At 55.9% G+C, this 21,149-nt stretch carries 20 protein-coding genes; 15 read left to right on the forward strand and 5 right to left on the reverse strand.

Going from position 1 to position 21,149, the window contains the following annotated elements; all coding sequences use genetic code 11:
- The first annotated feature begins 14 nt into the window (after positions 1-14).
- Genes LG383_RS10330 through LG383_RS10340 form a run of 3 tightly spaced genes read left to right on the forward strand, consistent with a single transcriptional unit; the run spans position 15 to position 4,009 of the window.
- The gene (locus LG383_RS10330; protein WP_225759055.1) at positions 15-2,600 is read left to right on the forward strand and encodes an exonuclease; all 2,586 of its coding nucleotides are present in this window, start codon (positions 15-17) and stop codon (positions 2,598-2,600) included.
- A gap of 52 nt (positions 2,601-2,652) precedes the next feature.
- The gene (locus tag LG383_RS10335; RefSeq protein ID WP_106992778.1) at positions 2,653-2,898 is read left to right on the forward strand and encodes an excisionase; all 246 of its coding nucleotides are present in this window, start codon (positions 2,653-2,655) and stop codon (positions 2,896-2,898) included.
- Positions 2,879-4,009, forward strand: coding sequence for a phage integrase Arm DNA-binding domain-containing protein (locus LG383_RS10340; RefSeq protein ID WP_106992777.1), 1,131 nt, complete (start codon positions 2,879-2,881; stop codon positions 4,007-4,009). The genes LG383_RS10335 and LG383_RS10340 overlap by 20 nt, the downstream gene beginning before the upstream one ends.
- 117 nt (positions 4,010-4,126) lie before the next feature.
- On the opposite strand, the gene icd is transcribed toward LG383_RS10340, so the two are convergent.
- Entirely contained in the window at positions 4,127-5,377 is a 1,251-nt protein-coding gene (gene icd, locus LG383_RS10345) for an NADP-dependent isocitrate dehydrogenase (protein WP_106992776.1), read from the reverse strand.
- Between the two features lie 117 nt (positions 5,378-5,494).
- Between icd and rluE the strand changes: the two genes are divergently transcribed.
- The 8 genes from rluE (at position 5,495) to LG383_RS10385 (ending at position 13,300) form a co-directional block, all read left to right on the forward strand.
- Positions 5,495-6,166, forward strand: a complete 672-nt coding sequence (rluE, locus tag LG383_RS10350) for a 23S rRNA pseudouridine(2457) synthase RluE (protein WP_106992775.1) — start codon at positions 5,495-5,497, stop codon at positions 6,164-6,166.
- Complete coding sequence (locus LG383_RS10355) at positions 6,159-6,632, forward strand: NUDIX hydrolase (RefSeq protein ID WP_225759056.1); 474 nt, start codon at positions 6,159-6,161, stop codon at positions 6,630-6,632. Before rluE ends, LG383_RS10355 begins: the two co-directional genes overlap by 8 nt.
- Positions 6,633-6,673: 41 nt before the next feature.
- Positions 6,674-7,783: a tRNA 2-thiouridine(34) synthase MnmA gene (gene mnmA / locus LG383_RS10360; RefSeq protein ID WP_146145499.1), complete on the forward strand. Its 1,110-nt coding sequence runs from the start codon at positions 6,674-6,676 to the stop codon at positions 7,781-7,783.
- A gap of 27 nt (positions 7,784-7,810) precedes the next feature.
- Positions 7,811-8,440, forward strand: coding sequence for a high frequency lysogenization protein HflD (gene hflD / locus LG383_RS10365; protein WP_106992772.1), 630 nt, complete (start codon positions 7,811-7,813; stop codon positions 8,438-8,440).
- Positions 8,441-8,459: 19 nt separating this feature from the next.
- The gene (gene purB / locus LG383_RS10370; RefSeq protein WP_106992771.1) at positions 8,460-9,830 is read left to right on the forward strand and encodes an adenylosuccinate lyase; all 1,371 of its coding nucleotides are present in this window, start codon (positions 8,460-8,462) and stop codon (positions 9,828-9,830) included.
- A gap of 124 nt (positions 9,831-9,954) precedes the next feature.
- The gene (gene phoP / locus LG383_RS10375) at positions 9,955-10,626 is read left to right on the forward strand and encodes a two-component system response regulator PhoP (protein WP_032617646.1); all 672 of its coding nucleotides are present in this window, start codon (positions 9,955-9,957) and stop codon (positions 10,624-10,626) included.
- On the forward strand, positions 10,627-12,102 hold the full coding sequence (phoQ, locus tag LG383_RS10380) for a two-component system sensor histidine kinase PhoQ (protein WP_106992770.1): 1,476 nt from the start codon (positions 10,627-10,629) through the stop codon (positions 12,100-12,102).
- A 76-nt stretch (positions 12,103-12,178) separates the two neighbouring features.
- Positions 12,179-13,300 (forward strand): cupin domain-containing protein, encoded by a 1,122-nt coding sequence (locus LG383_RS10385; RefSeq protein WP_225759057.1) that lies wholly within the window; start codon positions 12,179-12,181, stop codon positions 13,298-13,300.
- Positions 13,301-13,391: 91 nt separating this feature from the next.
- Here the strand turns inward: LG383_RS10385 and LG383_RS10390 are convergent, their stop codons facing one another.
- Together LG383_RS10390 and pepT are read right to left on the reverse strand one after the other, a co-directional pair.
- On the reverse strand, positions 13,392-13,883 hold the full coding sequence (locus LG383_RS10390) for a transposase (RefSeq protein ID WP_225759058.1): 492 nt from the start codon (positions 13,881-13,883) through the stop codon (positions 13,392-13,394).
- 92 nt (positions 13,884-13,975) lie between these two features.
- Positions 13,976-15,202 (reverse strand): peptidase T, encoded by a 1,227-nt coding sequence (pepT, locus tag LG383_RS10395; RefSeq protein WP_225759059.1) that lies wholly within the window; start codon positions 15,200-15,202, stop codon positions 13,976-13,978.
- 248 nt (positions 15,203-15,450) lie between these two features.
- Between pepT and potA the strand changes: the two genes are divergently transcribed.
- Genes potA through potD form a run of 4 tightly spaced genes read left to right on the forward strand, consistent with a single transcriptional unit; the run spans position 15,451 to position 19,259 of the window.
- Positions 15,451-16,587, forward strand: coding sequence for a spermidine/putrescine ABC transporter ATP-binding protein PotA (gene potA / locus LG383_RS10400; protein ID WP_225759060.1), 1,137 nt, complete (start codon positions 15,451-15,453; stop codon positions 16,585-16,587).
- Entirely contained in the window at positions 16,571-17,428 is an 858-nt protein-coding gene (potB, locus tag LG383_RS10405) for a spermidine/putrescine ABC transporter permease PotB (RefSeq protein ID WP_166182165.1), read from the forward strand. The genes potA and potB overlap by 17 nt, the downstream gene beginning before the upstream one ends.
- The gene (potC, locus tag LG383_RS10410; protein WP_106992765.1) at positions 17,425-18,213 is read left to right on the forward strand and encodes a spermidine/putrescine ABC transporter permease PotC; all 789 of its coding nucleotides are present in this window, start codon (positions 17,425-17,427) and stop codon (positions 18,211-18,213) included. Before potB ends, potC begins: the two co-directional genes overlap by 4 nt.
- Positions 18,213-19,259 (forward strand): spermidine/putrescine ABC transporter substrate-binding protein PotD, encoded by a 1,047-nt coding sequence (gene potD / locus LG383_RS10415; RefSeq protein WP_166182164.1) that lies wholly within the window; start codon positions 18,213-18,215, stop codon positions 19,257-19,259. The genes potC and potD overlap by 1 nt, the downstream gene beginning before the upstream one ends.
- A 93-nt stretch (positions 19,260-19,352) precedes the next feature.
- On the opposite strand, the gene cobB is transcribed toward potD, so the two are convergent.
- On the reverse strand, positions 19,353-20,174 hold the full coding sequence (cobB, locus tag LG383_RS10420) for a Sir2 family NAD+-dependent deacetylase (protein WP_106992763.1): 822 nt from the start codon (positions 20,172-20,174) through the stop codon (positions 19,353-19,355).
- Positions 20,175-20,189: 15 nt separating this feature from the next.
- Positions 20,190-21,101, reverse strand: coding sequence for an N-acetylglucosamine kinase (gene nagK, locus LG383_RS10425; protein WP_106992762.1), 912 nt, complete (start codon positions 21,099-21,101; stop codon positions 20,190-20,192).
- Positions 21,102-21,149 lie beyond the last annotated feature (48 nt).

The following is a 21,149-nucleotide window of genomic DNA, read 5'->3' on the forward strand; positions in this document are numbered from 1 at the left end:
AACGAGGCTCCACCATGGAATTTTTTTATCATATTAAGGCGACTCAGAAATCCGGCAAACCTGACGGTGTTATCTGGTTCAGTGCCAATACGGCGTCACGCGCTGCGCTGCAGCTGGACGTCGCGCTGGAAGATGTAGGTATCGAAACTGGCCGCGGTAAGGACTACGCCAAGCCTGTTCGTACCGACATGCCTGTTGTTGACGATCTACCTGAAGAAGGCGTGATTGATTACACCTGGTGCAAATGCTACGAACTGGCTGACGACCAGCGAACCTGGAATGTGATTGCCGGCACTGCGCAGCAACCTCATCCAGACGGAAAAGTTGTTGAGGGTACCGACACCACTATCGTCGATAGCGTGGATATCGAAACTGGCGAAAGCATTGTTGATGCAGATGGTACCGAAACGGTTTGTGATGCGGTAAGAGAGTTCCGCGAGCGCAAACTTCCGGTATTGACGACCGTCGCCACCCTGCCTTTCCGTCAGCGTCTTCTGGCGCAGTTCATCGCGGACAAACATTATCTCTACCACGTCGACGAAGAGCAGAAGAAGGCCATACTGGAGCTTGAGCTGGATGTGGACAACAGCTACGTGCAGAACCTTATTCTGGCCGCCGAAAATGTTGAGGGCTTCAAGAAAGCACATGAGCCCGACATCTGGAAAGTGGTCAGTGCTCTGAAAACCATCTTCCCAGTTGATGGAAAACGCACAGAGCTGTCTGTCGTCATCCAGTTCTTCAAAGCGTGGTTCAACACCGGACACATTGACCGCGGGATCCTGACGCGAGAGTGGGCCGCCGGCAATCGCATTAACCTCGTGCAGCGCACTGACTCAGGGACCAATGCTGATGGTGGATACGTAACCGACCGCGGCACTGACACACAACATACCCTGGACACCCTTGATCTGGAAATAGCCTGCGCCCTGCTGCCGATGGACTTCAACCATCGTGAAATCCCGGGCAGCATTGCGCGCCGCGCCAAAGAGATTATCGCGAACAAAGAAGAGCCGTGGAAATCGTGGAGCAAGATCCTGCGCAACCAGCCTGGCGTTCTGGCAGTGAACCGCGCGGCGATCTTCAACCTGGTGCGCATCGCGCCGGAGGATATCCACCTGAACCCGGTTGCGCATCTGGAGTTCGTTAACCAGACGATGACAGCTGAATTCAATGCTGCAACTGAGTTGCTGCCGCTGCCTGCGCCAGCTGCTGAACCTGAGGTGCCAGCAGCACAGCCGGGCGGCGGCGGAAAAACCGATCGCAACCCTAACTACAAACCCGACTTTGACGGGCTCGATACTGAGATTGCGTTGGCAACGCTGTCAGCAGATTTCAATATTTACGACATTCCAAGTGATGTTTTCCGCCAGGCGAAGGCTATCGTCGCTGCGAATGACAGTCCGTTTAAAGAATGGTCTGAAGCTTTGCGCGCAACGCCCGGTATTCTGGGTTACTCCCGCGCTGCAATTTTTGCGCTGATCCGTAGCGCTTTTAAAGGGATTCATTTCGAGCCTAAGCATATTCGCGGACACATCCACGCAAACCTGACCGAAACCGACCACGAGAATCCTACAGCGGAAGTGCTGGCGGCGGCTCGCCACACCCCAGAGGTTAGCTGGGAAAAAGAAATTAACGAGAAGATTGAAGCGGAAAAAGCAGAGTTAGCCAGTCAGCCGCAGGTCGCGAACCTCGGCGGCGGCATGTTCTCCATCGAAGGCCTGATGAACGAAAAACAAACAGAAAATGATGACCGTTCACCGGTTAATGAGGAGACCACCAGCGATGTGCAGATGGAAGAGACTAACCCGGCGGAAGGAGAAAATAGTGATGCGGTTTCACCAGACGAAGGCGCTGATGCAGCTGCTGCGCAAACAGATGCCGTAGCGGGAACCATCTGCACTGGCTGTGGTACCGAAGGTGGCGGCGGTTGCCCTGACTGTGGTGCCGTGGCTGGCGATGCAACCTATGCGGTAATGGAGGGGGGCCTGAAAGAGGAACTGGAGGCACTGGGGGCAGATACCTCAAAATCGGAAACCATGTTCACGCACCTGATGGTGGATCTCGAGACAATGGGTAAAAAACCGGGCGCGCCGCTCGTTTCTGTGGGGGCAGTATTCTTTGACCCGGCCAGCGGGAAAACCGGTGCTGAATACTATCAGGTGATTAGCCTGGAATCGTCGATGTCATTCGGGGCCAGGCCAGATGCCAGCACCATCCTCTGGTGGTTGAAGCAATCGCCGGAAGCACGATCTGCAATCGTGGTGGATGATACGGTCGGCCTGGTGGAAGCGTTGGAGCAATTCCTCGACTTCATTGCTGAAAACGCGGCTAACGACTCGAAGAATGTGCAGCTCTGGGGGAATGGTAGCTCTTTCGATTGCCCACTTCTGGAAGCAGCTTTCGAACTGGCCGACACGCCCTTCCCGATCCCGCACTGGAACTATCGGGATGTTCGTACTGTTGTCGAACTGGGCAAAGCTGTTGGGCTGAACTCGCGCTACGACATCCCTTTTGAAGGCGATCAGCATAATGCCCTGGCCGACGCCCGCCACCAGGTCAAATACGTATCAGCTATCTGGCAGCGCCTGACAGCAATCTGATTTCAGTTTTTCAGCCAATGGCCCGTTTCTGGGCCATTATGAGGTAAAGCATATGATCCAGATGTTAACTCTTGAAGAGTGGGCCGCTGAAAAATACAGAAGCAACCCTCCAAGCTTGTCGACACTTCGACGATATGCAAAACAGAATCAGTTCTCTCCACCAGCAATGAAGCAGGGCCGCTTATGGCGTGTTCGTGAAGATGCTGAACTGGTAGGTGAACTGACCGCGCCGGTAGTTAAGAAGAACGACTCCATATTGCTGCAAAGGATTTTGAACGATGGCTGCCAGACCACGTAAAAACAATGTATCTGTTCCGAACCTTTACCCCCTCTACAGCAGGAAGGTGAATAAGGTTTACTGGCGTTACAAACATCCAATCACTGGCAAATTCCATGCGTTAGGCACTGATGAGGCCGAAGCTGTAGCGATCGCCACGGAAGCAAACGAGCGCCTGGCAGAACAGAGGACCCGGCAAATTCTGGCGATCAGCGACAGGATCGCCACCAGTAAAGGTAAGGCGATCACGGTATCAACATGGCTCGACCGATACTGGAAAATTCAGGAAGAGCGTCTGGCTACTGGCGATATCAAACTGAACACGTTCAAACAGAAAAACAAACCGGTTTCGTTATTGCGAGAACGTGTCGGAATGAAGTTGCTGCCATCAGTGGATGTCCGGGATATTGCCCAATTGCTCGATGAGTATGTCACAGCCGGCCAGCCGCGAATGGCCCAAGTAGTTCGGACGGTCTTAGTTGATATTTTTAAAGAAGCGCAGCATGCGGGTGAGGTTCCTCCGGGTTACGATCCTGCCTCAGCGACCAAAAAACCCCGCCGAAAAATCACCCGCCAGCGCCTTAGCCTGGAGGAATGGCAGCGGATTTTCGATATTGCAGACAGCACCCATCAATATATGGGGAATGCAATGCTGCTGGCATTGGTGACGGGCCAGCGCCTCGGTGATATTTCCAATATGAAGTTTAGCGATGTCTGGGATGATCACCTGCACGTACTTCAGGAAAAGACAGGGAGCAAAATTGCCATCCCTCTATCGCTTCGTCTCAACGCAATAAACTGGAGTTTGCGGGATATAATTTCTCGTTGCAGGGATTATGCCGTCAGTCCTTATCTGGTTCATTTTTTCAGAGCCACCTCTCAAGCGGAACGTGGCTCGCAGGTTAGATCCAATACGCTGACAACTAATTTCAGCAAGGCCCGTGACAAAGCAGAGATACCACTGGAAGAAGGCAAGACGCCGTCTACTTTTCACGAGCAGCGTTCTTTAGCGGAAAGATTATATAAAGCGCAGGGTGTGAACACGAAAGAGCTTCTTGGGCATAGGTCCCAGCAGCAGACTGATGGCTATCATGATGACCGTGGGAAGGATTGGACGACAATCGCGATATAGGATTTTGGGGTGGGGTTTTGATAACTTGTTTTGATAAACTTTTGATAACCGTTCGAAAGCTAATAATAAAAAACGGGAACCATAAGGCTCCCGTTCGCATATAACCCAGAATCTGGATTACATGTTTTCGATGATCGCGTCACCAAACTCTGAACATTTCAGCAGCTTAGCGCCTTCCATCAGACGTTCGAAATCGTAGGTTACGGTTTTGGCGTTAATCGCGCCTTCCATACCTTTCACGATCAGGTCTGCGGCTTCGAACCATTCCATGTGACGCAGCATCATTTCTGCGGACAGGATGATGGAACCTGGGTTCACTTTATCCTGACCAGCGTACTTAGGCGCTGTACCGTGGGTTGCTTCGAACAGGGCGCACTCGTCACCGATGTTGGCGCCTGGTGCGATACCGATACCGCCAACCTGCGCCGCCAGGGCGTCGGAGATGTAGTCACCGTTCAGGTTCATACAGGCGATAACGTCGTACTCAGCCGGACGCAGCAGGATCTGCTGCAGGAACGCATCGGCGATCACATCTTTAATGATGATCTCTTTGCCGGTGTTCGGGTTCTTGATCTTCTGCCACGGGCCGCCGTCGATCGGTGAGCCACCGAACTCTTCCGCCGCCAACTGGTAACCCCAGTCTTTGAACGCGCCTTCGGTGAACTTCATGATGTTGCCTTTGTGAACGATAGTCACAGAGTCACGGTCGTTGGTGATCGCGTATTCAATCGCTGCACGAACCAGGCGCTTGGTGCCGTCTTCGGAGCATGGCTTGATACCGATACCGCAATGTTCAGGGAAGCGAATTTTCTTCACGCCCATCTCATCGCGCAGGAATTTGATCACTTTCTCTGCGTCGGCAGAGTCAGCTTTCCACTCGATGCCCGCGTAGATATCTTCGGAGTTCTCACGGAAGATAACCATGTCGGTCAGCTCAGGATGTTTAACCGGGCTTGGGGTGCCCTGGTAGTAACGCACCGGGCGCAGGCAGACGTACAGGTCGAGTTCCTGACGCAGAGCAACGTTCAGGGAGCGAATACCGCCACCGACTGGCGTGGTCAGTGGGCCTTTGATGGCAACGCGGTAGTCACGGATCAGATCCAGCGTCTCAGCTGGCAGCCAGACGTCCTGGCCGTAAACGTGGGTAGATTTTTCACCGGTGTAAATTTCCATCCAGGAAATTTTACGCTCGCCTTTATAGGCTTTCTCAACAGCGGCATCCACCACTTTCAGCATTGCTGGGGTTACGTCAACACCGATACCGTCACCTTCGATGAACGGGATAATCGGATTGTGTGGGACGTTCAGCTTGCCGTCTTGCAGGGTGATCTTTTTACCTTCCGCCGGAACTACTACTTTGCTTTCCATTAACCTCTCCTTCGGGCGCTTCTGGTTGTTACTGATCTTATGTTAATAATTTGTAATGAGCCCTTCGATAGTACCTGAATGTCTGGCGCCATGAAAGGCATTCGTTATTAGGCTATAATGCGGCAATTGATAACGTCTGAAAATACCATGCAGAAAACTTCTTTTAGAAATCACCGGGTTGAACGATTCAGCACACGACAAGCCGCCAGGCCGCGCAAACCGCGCGAGGCGACACGCGTCATAGTGTTCAATAAACCCTACGATGTGCTGCCGCAGTTTACCGACGAAGCCGGGCGCACTACGTTGAAGGATTACATCCCCATTCAGGGGGTTTATGCCGCAGGCCGACTCGATCGCGACAGCGAAGGGCTGATGGTGCTCACCAACGACGGCGAGCTGCAGGCCAGGCTCACCCAGCCCGGGAAACGCACCGGCAAAATCTACTACGTGCAGGTTGAGGGCATTCCGGATGACGACGCGCTGGCCGCATTGCGTAACGGCGTCACGCTGAATGACGGCCCTACCCTGCCCGCGGGCATTGAGCTGGTCAGCGAGCCTGAGTGGCTCTGGCCGCGCAATCCCCCCATCCGTGAACGCAAATCGATTCCCGTTTCGTGGATAAAAGTCACCCTGTATGAAGGCCGCAACCGCCAGGTGCGTCGCATGACGGCCCATGTCGGGCATCCGACATTACGTCTGATTCGCTACGCGATGGGCAGTTACACGCTGGATAGCCTCGCCAACGGTGAGTGGCGGGACGTTACCGAACAAGGAGAACATCATGTTTAAGCCGCACGTCACGGTGGCCACGATTGTCCACGCCGAGGGCAAATTTTTAGTGGTGGAAGAGACCATTAATGGCAAAGCGCTGTGGAATCAGCCTGCGGGCCACCTTGAAGCCGACGAGACGCTGGTTCAGGCCGCGCGTCGTGAACTATGGGAAGAGACCGGTATTCATGCCGAACCGCAGCACTTCATCCGCTTACATCAGTGGATCGCCCCGGATAAGACCCCGTTTTTGCGCTTCCTGTTTGCCATGGAGCTTAGCGAAATGTGCGCCACTGAGCCGCACGACAGCGACATCGATCGCTGCCTGTGGGTGGATGCCGACACGATCCTGACCGCCACCAATCTGCGTTCGCCGCTGGTTGCGGAGAGTATTCGCAGCTACCTCACCGGCAATCGTCTGCCGCTGGAGACGATTGGCGAATTTAACTGGCCGTTTACAGAGGGTGTCAATGCCGGGGGCGCGTGATAGAATACGCCGCCTTGAAGTTCAATGTCGTGAGTATTCCAATGTCTGAAAGCCAAAAAAAAGTGATCGTCGGCATGTCCGGCGGCGTCGATTCTTCCGTCTCTGCCTGGCTGTTGCTGCAACAGGGCTATAAGGTTGAAGGCCTGTTCATGAAGAACTGGGAAGAGGACGATGGCGAGGAATACTGTACCGCGGCTGAAGATCTGGCTGATGCGCAGGCGGTCTGCGACAAGCTCGGCATTGAACTGCACACCGTCAACTTTGCGGCAGAGTACTGGGATAACGTGTTCGAGCATTTCCTGGCTGAATACAAAGCCGGCCGCACGCCGAACCCGGACATCCTCTGCAACAAAGAGATCAAATTCAAAGCCTTCCTCGAATTCGCTGCTGAAGATCTGGGTGCTGACTACATCGCGACCGGCCACTACGTGCGCCGTGCCGATGTCGACGGCAAAAGCCAGCTGCTGCGCGGTCTCGACGGCAACAAAGATCAGAGCTACTTCCTCTATACCCTCGGCCACGAACAGATTGCCCAAAGCCTGTTCCCGGTGGGCGAACTGGAAAAACCGGAAGTGCGTAAAATCGCTGAAGAGCTGGATCTGATCACCGCCAAGAAAAAAGACTCTACCGGTATCTGCTTTATCGGTGAGCGCAAATTCCGTGAATTCCTTGGCCGCTATCTGCCTGCCCAGCCGGGCAAAATCGTCACCGTGGATGGCGACGTGATTGGCGAACACCAGGGATTGATGTACCACACCTTAGGCCAGCGTAAAGGGCTGGGGATCGGCGGCACCAAAGAGGGGAGCGAAGATCCGTGGTACGTCGTCGATAAAGACGTAGAAAACAATATCCTGATTGTGGCCCAGGGCCATGACCATCCGCGTCTGATGTCCATCGGCCTGATTGCTCAACAGCTGCACTGGGTCGATCGCCAGCCGCTGAAAGGCACGCTGCGCTGCACGGTGAAAACCCGTTATCGTCAAACCGATATTCCCTGCACTATTACCGCGCTGGACGACGAACGCATTGACGTGCGTTTTGACGAGCCGGTTTCTGCCGTAACCCCGGGCCAGTCTGCCGTCTTCTACAGCGGTGAGATCTGCCTCGGCGGCGGTATTATCGAACAACGCCTGCCGCTGACTGCGGTTTAATGCGATTACACACAGAAAGGAGCCAGTGTGGCGAAGAACTTTTATGACATCACCCTGGCGCTGGCGGGAATTTGCCAGTCTGCCCGTCTGGTGCAACAGCTGGCGCATCAGGGTCATTGCGATGCTGACGCGCTGCACGTTTCGCTAAACAGCGTCGTGGATCTGAACCCCAGTTCAACTCTCGGCGTCTTTGGTGGTAGCGAAGCGAATCTTCGCCTCGGTCTGGAAACCTTACTCGGTGTGTTAAATGCCAGCAACCGTCAGGGGCTGAATGCGGAACTGACGCGTTACACCCTCAGCATGATGGTGCTGGAGCGCAAACTGAACGCTGCCAAAGGGGCGATGGATACCCTGGGCGATCGTATTGCAGGTCTTCAGCGTCAGCTCGATCATTTTGATTTGCAGTCAGAAACGTTACTCAGCGCCATGGCCGGTATTTATGTGGATGTTATCAGTCCACTGGGGCCGCGGATCCAGGTCACCGGATCCCCTGCCGTCCTGCAAAGCCCGCAGGTACAGGCCAAAGTGCGTGCCTCGCTGCTGGCCGGTATTCGTGCCGCAGTGCTGTGGCAACAGGTCGGCGGTGGCCGCCTGCAGTTAATGTTTTATCGTAATCGCCTGACGACTCAGGCAAAACAAATTCTTGCTCATTGTTAACCTCCCGGAGTTGCGAACTATGGAATTATCCTCACTGACCGCCGTTTCCCCTGTCGATGGACGCTACGGCGATAAAGTCAGCGCGCTGCGCGGGATCTTCAGCGAATATGGTCTGCTGAAATTCCGTGTCCAGGTTGAAGTACGCTGGCTGCAAAAGCTGGCCGCGCAGGCAGCGATCGCGGAAGTTCCTGCTTTTGACAGCCAGGCAAACGATTACCTTGATAAAATCGTTGCGGAATTCAACGAAGAAGACGCCGCGCGCATTAAAACCATCGAGCGCACCACCAACCACGACGTGAAAGCGGTTGAGTATTTCCTGAAAGAGAAAGTGGCCAGCGTCCCGGCGCTGCACGCGGTATCTGAATTTATTCACTTTGCCTGTACCTCTGAAGATATTAACAACCTTTCCCACGCGCTGATGCTCTCTACCGCGCGTGAGGAAGTGGTTCTGCCGTACTGGCGCAAAATCATCGACGCGGTGAAAGCCCTGGCGGTGGAGTATCGCGATATCCCGCTGCTCTCCCGTACCCATGGTCAGCCAGCCACCCCGTCCACCATCGGTAAAGAGATGGCTAACGTCGCCTACCGTATGGAGCGTCAGTACCGCCAGCTGGAGCAGGTGGAGATCCTCGGCAAAATCAACGGTGCGGTCGGTAACTATAACGCCCACATCGTCGCCTACCCGGAAGTGGACTGGCACCAGTTCAGCGAAGAGTTTGTTACCTCTCTGGGCATCCAGTGGAATCCGTACACCACGCAGATCGAGCCGCACGACTATATCGCCGAGCTGTTTGACTGCATCGCGCGCTTCAACACCATCCTGATCGACTTCGACCGTGATGTATGGGGCTACATCGCCCTGAACCACTTCAAGCAGAAGACCATCGCCGGTGAAATCGGTTCTTCCACCATGCCGCACAAGGTTAACCCAATCGACTTCGAAAACTCCGAAGGCAACCTGGGTCTGGCCAACGCTATGCTGCAACACATGGCCAGCAAACTGCCGGTATCACGCTGGCAGCGCGACCTGACCGACTCCACCGTGCTGCGTAACCTCGGCGTGGGCATTGGCTATGCGCTGATTGCGTATCAGTCTACCCTGAAGGGTGTGAGCAAGCTGGAAGTGAACCGCGAGCGCCTGCTCGACGAACTGGATCACAACTGGGAAGTGCTGGCGGAGCCGATCCAGACCGTGATGCGCCGCTATGGCATCGAAAAGCCGTACGAAAAACTGAAAGAGCTGACCCGCGGCAAGCGCGTTGACGCCGAAGGCATGAAGCAGTTTATCGACGGACTGGAACTGCCAGAAGACGAGAAAACCCGCCTGAAAGCGATGACCCCGGCCAACTACATCGGCCGCGCCATTGCGATGGTTGATGAGCTGAAATAACGCTTTTTACCCTCTTTCCGCCCGGAAAGAGGGTTCCCTCCCCTCCGGTTTACGAAATGTTTATCCCTGTCGCAACATAATCAGCTTAAACTATTCAGACCATTCATATTAGGGAGAAGCGATGATGCGCGTACTGGTTGTTGAGGATAATGCGTTGCTACGTCATCACCTGAAGGTTCAGCTTCAGGAAATGGGGCATCAGGTGGACGATGCCGAAGATGCCAAAGAAGCCGACTACTATCTCAATGAACATCTGCCCGATATCGCCATCGTTGATCTCGGTCTGCCTGATGAAGATGGCCTGTCGCTGATCCGCCGCTGGCGCAGCCACGACGTCTCCCTGCCGGTGCTGGTCCTGACCGCCCGCGAAGGCTGGCAGGATAAGGTTGAAGTGCTGAGCGCCGGCGCGGATGACTACGTCACCAAACCGTTCCATATCGAAGAGGTCGCCGCCCGCATGCAGGCGTTGATGCGCCGCAACAGCGGTCTGGCCTCACAGGTGATCTCCATTCCACCGTTTCAGGTGGATCTCTCCCGCCGCGAACTGGCCATTCATGATGAGGTGATCAAGCTTACCGCTTTTGAATACACCATCATGGAAACGTTGATCCGCAACAGCGGCAAAGTAGTGAGCAAAGATTCCCTGATGCTCCAGCTCTACCCCGATGCCGAGCTGCGCGAAAGCCATACCATTGATGTGCTGATGGGGCGTCTGCGTAAGAAAATTCAGGCGCAGTATCCGGAGGATGTCATTACCACCGTGCGCGGTCAGGGCTATCTGTTCGAATTACGCTAAATGAAAAAACTCTTTCGTCACTTTCTGCCTCTGTCGCTGCGGTTTCGTTTTCTGCTGGCCACGGCGGTGGTGGTGCTGGTGCTCTCGCTGGCCTACGGGATGGTGGCCCTGGTGGGCTACAGCGTCAGCTTCGACAAAACCACCTTCCGGCTGCTGCGCGGGGAGAGCAATCTGTTCTATACCCTCGCAAAATGGGAAGACAATAAGATCACCATCGATATGCCAGAGCATCTGGATCGCCAGAGCCCGACCATGTCGCTGATTTACGATGAGAAAGGCAAGCTGCTGTGGGCCCAGCGCGATGTCCCCTGGCTGATAAAAACTATTCGCCCGGAGTGGTTAAAATCCAACGGTTTTCACGAGCTGGAAGCGGATGTGGATGCCACCAGCCTGCTGGTGGGTAACGACCGGAACATGCAGAAAGAGCTGGCCGAGATCCGCGAGGACGACGACGACAGCGAGTTGACCCACTCGGTGGCGGTCAATATCTACCCCGCCACCATGCAGATGCCGCAGCTGACCATTGTGGTCATCGATACCATTCCGGTGGAGTTGAAACGCTCTTATACGGTGTGGAACTGGTTCGTGTATGTGCTGGCCGCCAACCTGCTGCTGGTGATCCCCCTCCTGTGGCTGGCCGCCTGGTGGAGCCTGCGGCCCATCGAGTCGCTGGCGAAAGAGGTGCGTGAGCTGGAAGAGCATCATCGCGAGAAACTCGACCCCAACACCACCCGGGAGCTTACCAGTCTGGTGCGCAACCTGAACCGGCTGCTGAAAAGCGAGCGTGAACGTTACGACAAATACCGCACCACCCTGACGGATCTGACGCACAGCCTGAAAACGCCGCTGGCGGTGATGCAAAGCACGATGCGATCCCTGCGCAGCGCGAAACTGAGCGCCGATGAGGCAGAGCCGGTGATGCTGGAGCAGATCAGCCGTATCTCCCAGCAGATCGGATACTACCTGCACCGCGCCAGCATGCGAACCGGCAGCACCCTGCTGAGCCGGGAGCTGCACCCCGTCGCCCCGCTGCTGGACAGCCTGACCTCGGCCCTGAATAAGGTTTATCAGCGCAAAGGGGTGAACATCACCCTCGATATCTCGCCGGAAATCAGTTTCGTCGGTGAAAAGAACGACTTTATGGAAGTGATGGGCAATCTGCTCGATAACGCCTGTAAATACTGCCTGGAGTTCGTCGAAGTCTCCGCCCGCCAGGGTGAAAATGAGCTGCATATTATCGTTGAGGACGACGGCCCGGGGATCCCGCAGGGCAAGCGTGACCAGGTGTTCGATCGCGGGCAGCGTGCCGACACCTTACGCCCCGGTCAGGGGGTTGGCCTGTCGGTTGCGCGCGATATTGTTGAGCAGTACGACGGCCGGATCGACACTGGCGACAGTCTGCTGGGTGGCGCGCGCATGGAGGCAATTTTTGCCCGCCAGCATCTGACAAGCGACGAGAGTAAAGCGTCCGGGTGAAAAAAGCGTGATTCTCACACGCAGGCGCTGAGCTTCCGTTATAATCCGAGTCAGTAAAAGCCTGCGGAATATAAATATGGATTATCAATTAGCCCTTAACTGGCCCGACTTTATCGAACGCTACTGGCAGAAACGCCCGGTAGTTCTGAAACGCGGCATCACCAATTTCGTCGATCCGATCTCTCCCGATGAGCTGGCCGGCCTGGCCATGGAGAGCGAAGTCGACAGCCGCCTCGTCAGCCATAACGAGGGAAAATGGCAGGTCAGCCACGGCCCGTTTGAAAGCTTCGATCACCTGGGCGAGAGCAACTGGTCCCTGCTGGTGCAGGCGGTCAATCACTGGCACCAGCCCGCCGCAGCCCTGATGCAACCGTTCCGCGCCCTGCCCGACTGGCGGATGGACGATCTGATGATCTCCTTCTCCGTGCCTGGCGGCGGCGTTGGCCCGCATCTGGATCAGTACGACGTGTTTATCATTCAGGGTACCGGTCGCCGCCGCTGGCGCGTGGGTGAGAAGGTGCCGATGAAGCAGCACTGCCCGCACCCTGACCTGCTGCAGGTAGATCCTTTCCTCGGCATCATCGACGAAGAGCTGGAGCCGGGCGATATTCTCTACATTCCGCCGGGCTTCCCGCACGAGGGTTATTCCCTTGAAAACTCGATGAACTATTCGGTGGGCTTCCGGGCCCCAAGCGGTCGCGAGATGATCAGCGGATTTGCCGATTACGTTCTGCAGCGCGAGCTGGGCAGCCATCGCTTCAGCGATCCGGACGTGCCAGCCCGCGAGCACCCGGCCGATATCCTGCCCGAGGAGTTGGATAAGCTGCGCGGGATGATGCTGGAGATGATCAACCAGCCGCAGCATTTCAACCAGTGGTTTGGGGAGTTTATCAGCCAGTCCCGCCACGAGCTGGACGTCTCCCTGCCGGAGCCACCGTATCAGCCGGATGAGATTTACGATGCGCTGCAGCAGGGTGACAAGCTGGCGCGACTGGGTGGGTTACGCGTGTTGCGCATTGGCGAAGAGGTGTATGTCAACGGCGAGCAGCTGGACTCCCCGCACCGTCCGGCGCTGGAAGCGCTGGCCAGCCATACGGTGCTGACCGCGGCGCTGTTCGGTGATGCGCTGGAAGATCCATCCTTCCTCGCCATGCTGGCGGCGCTGGTCAACAGCGGATACTGGTTCTTCGAGGACTGAGTCGGTTGTCGATTGCCGGGTGGCGGCTGCGCCTTACCCGGCCTACGGTAAAGTATGTAGGCCGGGCAAACGCAGTGCCGCCCGGCGTTTCTTAACGGCGCTCCCCAGCGTCAAAATCCTCTATTTCTCCCGCCCAATCCTCCGGGTATACCCCTTCCCGCACGTCACGATGAAAGGTGGAATAGGGCCACTCTTTAACGCGCGTCACATAGCCATGTTTCAATGGGTTGATATGGATGTAATCCGTATGCCGCCGCAGGTCGTTTTCGTCCCGAATGGTATGTTCCCAGAACCGCGGCTGCCAGATGCCTGACATCCCGAGCGTCCGGGTGAAGGTTTTTTTGATGTCCCGCCAGCGGCCGGAGTAGTCAGTATCGTTTTCGGGCAAGGTCCAGATGCAGTGCATATGTTCCGGCAGGATCACCCAGGCGTTAATCAAAAAGGGTTTTGTACGTTTTACGCATTGGGTCGCCATGCGGAGCGTATCGATATGGCGCGTCAGCAGATCGCTGCGCCGGTTTTGCAGGTTAACGGTGAAAAACCAGGTGCCGCCCGGTACGTAGTGACGACGGTAGTTTGACATATGAGGTTCCCTCCCCATGTGTGGAAATGCCGGGCGACACGCTGTGTGCCCGGCCTGGGTGTAGGCCCGGTAAGCGTAGCGCCACCGGGCAATTACTTCTGCTTCGCGGTGAGCTCCGCAATCCGTACGATTACCTGCACCGCTTTCTCCATTCCCTCGAGCGTCACGAACTCGTGCTTGCCGTGGTAGTTGTAGCCACCGGTAAACAGATTCGGGCACGGCAATCCCATAAAGGAGAGCTGGGCGCCGTCGGTGCCGCCGCGGATCGGTTTGAGCTGCGGTTCGATACCGCATTCGCGCATCGCCTGCTGCGCTACCTCCAGAATGTACGGATGCTCGATCACCTTTTCATGCATATTGTAATAGCTGTCTTCAATGATCAGCTCAATGTAGCAATCCGGGTGCAGCCCTTTACCCACCTTTTTGGCGATATCCATCATTTTGCGTTTACGCGCCTCAAACCCGTCGCGGTTAAAGTCGCGGATGATGTAGTGCATGTCCGCCCGATCAACCGTCCCTTTGATGCTGGTGAGGTGATAGAAGCCCTCATAGCCTTCGGTCTTTTCCGGGCTCTCGTCTGCCGGAACCTCGGCATGAATGCGCGCCGCCAGCGACAGTGCATTCACCATCACCCCTTTCGCCGTGCCCGGGTGGACGTTGTTGCCGACGATGCGGATATTCACCGACGCCGCATTGAAGTTTTCGAACTCCAGCTCACCCACGCCGCCGCCGTCAACGGTATAGGCCCAGCGGGCATCGAACGCCTCAACGTCGAAATGCTTCGCCCCTTTGCCCACCTCTTCATCCGGGGTAAAGGCGACGCGGATATCCCCGTGCGGCACCTTGTTGTGCTTCAGTACCGCCAGCGCGGTCATGATCTCTGCCACCCCGGCTTTATCATCGGCCCCGAGCAGCGTTTTGCCATCGGTGGTGATCAGCGTCTGGCCGAGCAGCTGGTGTAACACCGGGAACATCACCGGGGACAATATTTCGTCGCCCACACCCAGCGCAATGTCGCCGCCGCGATAGTTCTCAACAATCTGCGGATTCACGTTTTTACCGCTAAAATCCGGTGAGGTATCAACATGGGAAATAAAACCAATGGCCGGAATATCGCCGCTCACACTGGCGGGGAGCGTCCCCATCACCGTCCCTTTTTCACTTAACGTGACGTTGACCAGCCCCAACTCTTCCAGTTGCGTCTTTAACAGCTGTAACAGTTTCCATTGTCCTTCGGTGCTCGGTACCTGACGGACACCCGGTTTAGATTGGGTATCCAGCGATACGTACTGTAAAAAACGCTCAAGTAATTTATCCATGCAGTCACCCTCACTTTTCGTGACAACATTATCAGTAAGCATCAAAACCCAAATATTGCGCCAGGTCACTTTTATCCCGTAAACGAGAATATTTCCGTTTTTCGCCGCTTTCGATAATAAATGTAGCTTATCAATGGGTAACAAGGATTGGCGATTACAGCGTATTCCCGTAGAATGTCCGCCCTCATTACGTATTACCAAGGTGGCTAACCACAAACCCCGCTGCGATAAGCATTTGCAGCGTCGATATGGGACTGAATCAAAAATTGAATACACAACCAGCTTCACTGTCACCGTTGGTGCAACTGGCCGGAATTGGTAAAAGCTTTGACGGAAAAACCGTCATTTCCGACCTCGATTTGACTATCAACAACGGCGAATTTCTTACGCTGCTTGGCCCATCGGGCTGCGGTAAAACGACAGTGCTTCGCCTTATCGCCGGGCTGGAAAACGTCGATCACGGCCATATTCATCTTGAAGATCAGGACATCACGCAGGTTCCTGCTGAACACCGACACGTCAATACCGTCTTTCAAAGCTATGCCCTTTTCCCGCACATGACGGTTTTCGAAAACGTCGCCTTTGGCCTGCGGATGCAAAAAACCCCGGCCAGTGAGATCACGCCCCGCGTCACCGATGCCCTGCGCATGGTGCAGCTGGAGACGTTCGCCCAGCGTAAGCCGCACCAGCTGTCGGGTGGACAGCAGCAGCGCGTCGCCATCGCCCGCGCGGTGGTCAATAAGCCGCGCCTGCTGCTGCTGGATGAGTCCCTGTCCGCCCTGGATTACAAGCTGCGCAAGCAGATGCAGAACGAGTTAAAGGCGCTGCAGCGTAAGCTCGGGATCACCTTTGTGTTTGTCACCCACGATCAGGAAGAGGCTCTGACCATGTCCGATCGCATCGTGGTGATGCGCGACGGCAAAATCGAGCAGGATGGCACCCCGCGAGAAATCTACGAAGAGCCAAAAAACCTGTTTGTCGCCAGCTTTATTGGCGAAATCAATATCTTCAGTGCTACGGTTATTGAACGCCTCGATGACCAGCGGGTGTTAGCTAACGTCGAAGGCCGCGCCTGCAATATCTTCGTTAACTTTACCGTGGAGCCAGGACAGCAGCTCAACGTCTTGTTGCGCCCGGAAGATCTGCGCGTCGATGAGATCCACGACGAGACCGAAGCAGAAGGGTTGATCGGCTATATCCGCGAGCGCAACTACAAAGGGATGACGCTCGAATCGGTGGTCGAACTGGAAAACGGCAAAATGGTGATCGTCAGCGAGTTCTTTAACGAGGACGATCCTGACTTCGACCACTCGCTCAATCAGAAAATGGTCATTAACTGGGTAGAGAGCTGGGAGGTTGTGCTGGCTGATGAAGAACACAAGTAAGTTCCAGAATGTGGTGATCGCCACTATCGTCGGTTGGCTTGTGTTATTTGTCTTTTTACCCAACCTGATGATCATTGCCACCAGCTTTTTGACCCGCGACGATGTGCATTTCGTCTCGCTGGTCTTTACGCTGGATAACTATGCGCGCCTGCTCGATCCGCTCTATTTCCAGGTGCTACTCCATTCGCTCAATATGGCGCTGATCGCCACCGTCGCCTGTCTGGTGCTCGGCTACCCTTTCGCCTGGTTTCTGGCGAAGCTGCCGTCGAAGGTGCGTCCGCTGCTGCTGTTTCTGCTGATTGTGCCCTTCTGGACCAACTCCCTGATCCGCATCTACGGCCTGAAGATCTTCCTCAGCACCAAAGGCTACCTGAACGCGTTTCTGCTCTGGATCGGGGTGATAGACACCCCGATCCGCATTATGTTTACACCCGGGGCGGTGATCGTCGGGCTGGTCTATATCCTGCTGCCGTTTATGGTCATGCCGCTCTACTCCAGCATCGAAAAGCTGGATAAACCCCTGCTGGAAGCGGCGCGAGATTTGGGTGCCAGCAAGCTGCAGACCTTTATCCGCATCATCATCCCGCTGACCATGCCGGGGATCATTGCTGGCTGTCTGCTGGTGATGCTGCCGGCGATGGGGCTGTTCTACGTCTCCGACCTGATGGGCGGCGCAAAGAACCTGCTGATCGGTAACGTCATCAAGAGCCAGTTCCTGAACATTCGCGACTGGCCGTTCGGCTCGGCGACCAGCATCACCCTGACGGTGGTGATGGGCCTGATGCTGCTGGTCTACTGGCGTGCCTCGCGCTTGCTTAACAATAAGGGTGAACTCGGATGATTGGTCGACTGCTTCGCGGCGGTTTTATGACCGCCATCTATGCGTATCTCTACATTCCGATCATTATTTTGATCGTCAATTCATTCAACAGCTCGCGCTTTGGCATCAACTGGCAGGGGTTCACCACCCAGTGGTACAGCCTGCTGATGAATAACGACAGCCTGCTACAGGCGGCGCAACACTCGCTGACGATGGCCATCTTCTCGGCCACCTTCGCCACCCTGATTGGCTCTCTGACCGCGGTGGCGCTCTACCGCTACCGTTTTCGCGGCAAGCCCTTCGTCAGCGGGATGCTGTTTGTGGTGATGATGTCCCCGGACATCGTGATGGCCATTTCGCTGCTGGTGCTGTTTATGCTGCTGGGGGTACAACTGGGCTTCTGGTCGCTGCTGTTCTCGCACATCACCTTCTGCCTGCCGTTTGTAGTGGTGACGGTCTACTCCCGTCTGAAGGGCTTTGATGTGCGGATGCTGGAAGCGGCAAAAGATCTGGGTGCCAGCGAGATGATCATCCTGCGCAAAATTATCCTGCCGCTGGCGATGCCCGCCGTGGCCGCAGGATGGCTGCTCAGCTTTACCCTGTCGATGGATGACGTGGTGGTGTCGTCGTTTGTCACCGGCCCGAGCTATGAAATTCTGCCGTTGAAGATCTATTCAATGGTGAAAGTCGGCGTCTCACCAGAGGTGAACGCGCTGGCGACCATTCTGTTGATGTTATCGCTGGTTCTGGTGATCGCCAGCCAGCTTATTGCTCGTGATAAAACAAAATCTCAGGGGACGTATTAATGAAAAAATGGTCACGCCACCTGCTCGCGGCAGGCGCTCTCGCAATGGGTATGGGCGCTGCGCACGCGGACGACAGTAAAACGCTCTACTTCTACAACTGGACCGAGTATGTGCCGCCGGGCCTGCTGGAGCAGTTCACCAAAGAGACGGGCATCAAGGTTATCTATTCCACCTACGAGTCGAATGAAACCATGTACGCCAAGCTCAAAACCTATAAAGATGGCGCCTACGATCTGGTGGTCCCGTCGACCTATTTTGTCGACAAGATGCGCAAAGAGGGGATGATCCAGAAGATCGACAAATCGAAGCTAACCAATTTTTCAAACCTCGATCCGGAGATGCTCAACAAGCCGTTTGACCCAAATAACGATTACTCAATTCCGTACATCTGGGGCGCGACGGCGATCGGGATCAATACCGAGGCAATGGATCCTAAAGCGGTGACCCGCTGGGCGGATCTGTGGAAGCCGGAATACAAAGGTGGACTGCTGCTGACCGACGACGCGCGCGAAGTGTTCCAGGTGGCGCTGCGTAAGCTGGGCTACTCCGGCAACACCACCGATCCGAAAGAGATTGAAGCGGCGTATCACGAGCTGCAAAAGCTGATGCCAAACGTCGCGGCGTTCAACTCCGATAACCCGGCTAACCCGTATATGGAAGGGGAAGTCAACGTGGGGATGGTGTGGAACGGTTCGGCGTACGTGGCGCGCCAGGCCGGTACGCCGCTGGAAGTGGTGTGGCCTGAGGAGGGTGGGATCTTCTGGATGGACAGCCTGTCAATTCCGGCCAATGCCAAAAATGTGGAGGGTGCAATGCAGCTGATTAACTTCCTGCTGCGCCCGGATGTGGCAAAACAGGTGGCGGAAACTATCGGCTATCCGACGCCAAATCTGGCCGCCCGCAAACTGCTGAGCCCGGAGGTAGCGAACGACAAGTCGCTCTACCCGGATGCGGCAACCGTCAGCAAAGGCGAGTGGCAGAACGACGTGGGCGACGCCAGCCGCCTGTATGAAGAGTATTACCAGAAGTTGAAGGCAGGTCGTTAAGTCCGGCAACAACGGCCGGTGGCGCTTCGCTTACCGGGCCTACGACGGCGTAAACCGTAGGCCGGGCAAACGCAGTGCCGCCCGGCATTTTTTCTACAAACCTTTCAAAAGTTTATCCACAAACTCCGGCACCACTTCGCTCGCCAGTCCGTAGGTTTTCTCTTCAAACTCGCTGCCTACCTGGCTCGGCTCAAGGTTCAGTTCCACCGTGTGCGCCCCGTGCAGCTTCGCCTCGTGGACGAATCCCGCCGCCGGATAGACATGCCCGGAGGTGCCAATGGCGATAAACACATCCGCCATCGCCAGGGCGCTGTAGATCTCATCCATTCCCAGCGGCATTTCGCCGAACCAGACCACGTGCGGACGCAGCGGAGACGGGAACTGGCAGCAGTGGCATTTATCATCGAGAGTGACATCGCCCGGCCAGTTGAATACCTGCCCGCTGCCGGAACAGCGCACCTTCAGCAGTTCGCCGTGCATATGGATCACGTTCTTGTTGCCTGCGCGCTCGTGCAGGTTGTCGATGTTCTGGGTCACCAGCAGAAAACGATCCCCCAGCGCCTCTTCCAGCCTGGCCAGCGCCAGATGCGCCGCGTTAGGGGCTATCTCCGGCGACTGCAGCTGACGGCGACGGGCGTTGTAGAACTCCTGCACCAGCTGCGGATTCCGGGCGAAGCCTTCCGGCGTCGCCACATCTTCTACGCGATGCTCTTCCCACAACCCGTCGGTAGCGCGGAAGGTTCGAATGCCCGACTCGGCGGAGATCCCCGCCCCGGTCAGGACTAACACTCTTGGCTTTTCCATCAATTCTGGCAGCGCCCCATCCTGAAAGAAAATTCGCTGGCGTAAGCGTTCACGCAAGCGGCGTTTGTTTTTACGAAAACGGCTGAGTCGATGTGACCGGCGCGACAGCATAGTAACCTCGTATGACTAGCGGGTGAGATGGAGGAACGCGGCACCGCGCATCCCCCCGGCGTCGCCATGGCGTGCGCGCTCAATGCGCGGCACGCGGGCGACCGGCAACAGATGACGCGGCAACCGACCGGATAACCGCTCGGCGATGGCCGTAAAGTTCGATAATCCCCCGCCGATCACCAGCAGGTCAGGATCGACAATGGTCAGGATGTTGCCCAGACACACGGCAAGCAGATCGAGATAGCGTTCCACGTGCTCAATGGCCTGTTCATCACCCTGCTCCCACAGCGTAATGATTTCTGGCGCCTGTCGTTTTTGATGATAGAAGTGTTCATAAAGCCACGCAAATCCGCCGCCCGAGAGGTAATTCTCAATGCAGCCGTGCTGGCCGCAGCCGCAGCGAAGGAGCGGGAAATCGCGTCCGACCACCTCCAGGGCATCCACCGGCAGACGAATATGGCCGAACTCACCGGTGATATAGCTGCGCCCGGTAACCGGTTTGCCGTCAACAACGATCCCGCCACCGACGCCGGTGCCGAGGATCAACCCCATCACCAGCGGATACTGCTGGAACTCGTCATCCCAGGCTTCGGAGAGGGCAAAACAGTTGGCGTCGTTGTCGAGGCGCACGTCGCGTTCGAGGAGTCTGGTCAGGTCGGCGCGCAGCGGCTTACCGCTGGCGGCAGGGACGTTGGCGGCATACAGCGTACCGTCGTCGGTTTCCGGCATCCCCGGAATGCCAATGCCCACCGAGCCCTTCACGCCGAAGCGTTCATCGGCCTGAGCCACCAGCGCGGCAATGGCGGTTAAGAATTCATCGTAGCTTTCGCGCGGAGTGGGAACCCGGGTTTCCCACTGCAATTTCAGGTGGGTATCAAATACGCCCAGCGCAATTTTGGTGCCGCCAATATCAAATCCATAATACATAACGCATTCCTCTGTTGATTTGGCGGCAAACACCGCTAAATCATGACG

Source organism: Leclercia sp. Marseille-Q4284, from assembly GCF_916618945.1.
GTDB classification, from domain to species: Bacteria; Pseudomonadota; Gammaproteobacteria; order Enterobacterales; family Enterobacteriaceae; genus Enterobacter; species Enterobacter tamurae.

What these genes read in the sequence shown, in the direction of transcription:
- LG383_RS10330 (WP_225759055.1), top strand. Translation starts at nt 15, where the DNA reads ATGGAATTTTTTTATCATATTAAGGCGACTCAGAAATCCGGCAAACCT.
- LG383_RS10335 (WP_106992778.1), top strand. Translation starts at nt 2,653, where the DNA reads ATGATCCAGATGTTAACTCTTGAAGAGTGGGCCGCTGAAAAATACAGA.
- LG383_RS10340 (WP_106992777.1), top strand. Translation starts at nt 2,879, where the DNA reads ATGGCTGCCAGACCACGTAAAAACAATGTATCTGTTCCGAACCTTTAC.
- icd (WP_106992776.1), bottom strand. Translation starts at nt 5,377, where the DNA reads ATGGAAAGCAAAGTAGTAGTTCCGGCGGAAGGTAAAAAGATCACCCTG.
- rluE (WP_106992775.1), top strand. Translation starts at nt 5,495, where the DNA reads ATGCGGCAATTGATAACGTCTGAAAATACCATGCAGAAAACTTCTTTT.
- LG383_RS10355 (WP_225759056.1), top strand. Translation starts at nt 6,159, where the DNA reads ATGTTTAAGCCGCACGTCACGGTGGCCACGATTGTCCACGCCGAGGGC.
- mnmA (WP_146145499.1), top strand. Translation starts at nt 6,674, where the DNA reads ATGTCTGAAAGCCAAAAAAAAGTGATCGTCGGCATGTCCGGCGGCGTC.
- purB (WP_106992771.1), top strand. Translation starts at nt 8,460, where the DNA reads ATGGAATTATCCTCACTGACCGCCGTTTCCCCTGTCGATGGACGCTAC.
- phoP (WP_032617646.1), top strand. Translation starts at nt 9,955, where the DNA reads ATGCGCGTACTGGTTGTTGAGGATAATGCGTTGCTACGTCATCACCTG.
- phoQ (WP_106992770.1), top strand. Translation starts at nt 10,627, where the DNA reads ATGAAAAAACTCTTTCGTCACTTTCTGCCTCTGTCGCTGCGGTTTCGT.
- LG383_RS10385 (WP_225759057.1), top strand. Translation starts at nt 12,179, where the DNA reads ATGGATTATCAATTAGCCCTTAACTGGCCCGACTTTATCGAACGCTAC.
- LG383_RS10390 (WP_225759058.1), bottom strand. Translation starts at nt 13,883, where the DNA reads ATGTCAAACTACCGTCGTCACTACGTACCGGGCGGCACCTGGTTTTTC.
- pepT (WP_225759059.1), bottom strand. Translation starts at nt 15,202, where the DNA reads ATGGATAAATTACTTGAGCGTTTTTTACAGTACGTATCGCTGGATACC.
- potA (WP_225759060.1), top strand. Translation starts at nt 15,451, where the DNA reads ATGGGACTGAATCAAAAATTGAATACACAACCAGCTTCACTGTCACCG.
- potB (WP_166182165.1), top strand. Translation starts at nt 16,571, where the DNA reads ATGAAGAACACAAGTAAGTTCCAGAATGTGGTGATCGCCACTATCGTC.
- potC (WP_106992765.1), top strand. Translation starts at nt 17,425, where the DNA reads ATGATTGGTCGACTGCTTCGCGGCGGTTTTATGACCGCCATCTATGCG.
- potD (WP_166182164.1), top strand. Translation starts at nt 18,213, where the DNA reads ATGAAAAAATGGTCACGCCACCTGCTCGCGGCAGGCGCTCTCGCAATG.
- cobB (WP_106992763.1), bottom strand. Translation starts at nt 20,174, where the DNA reads ATGCTGTCGCGCCGGTCACATCGACTCAGCCGTTTTCGTAAAAACAAA.
- nagK (WP_106992762.1), bottom strand. Translation starts at nt 21,101, where the DNA reads ATGTATTATGGATTTGATATTGGCGGCACCAAAATTGCGCTGGGCGTA.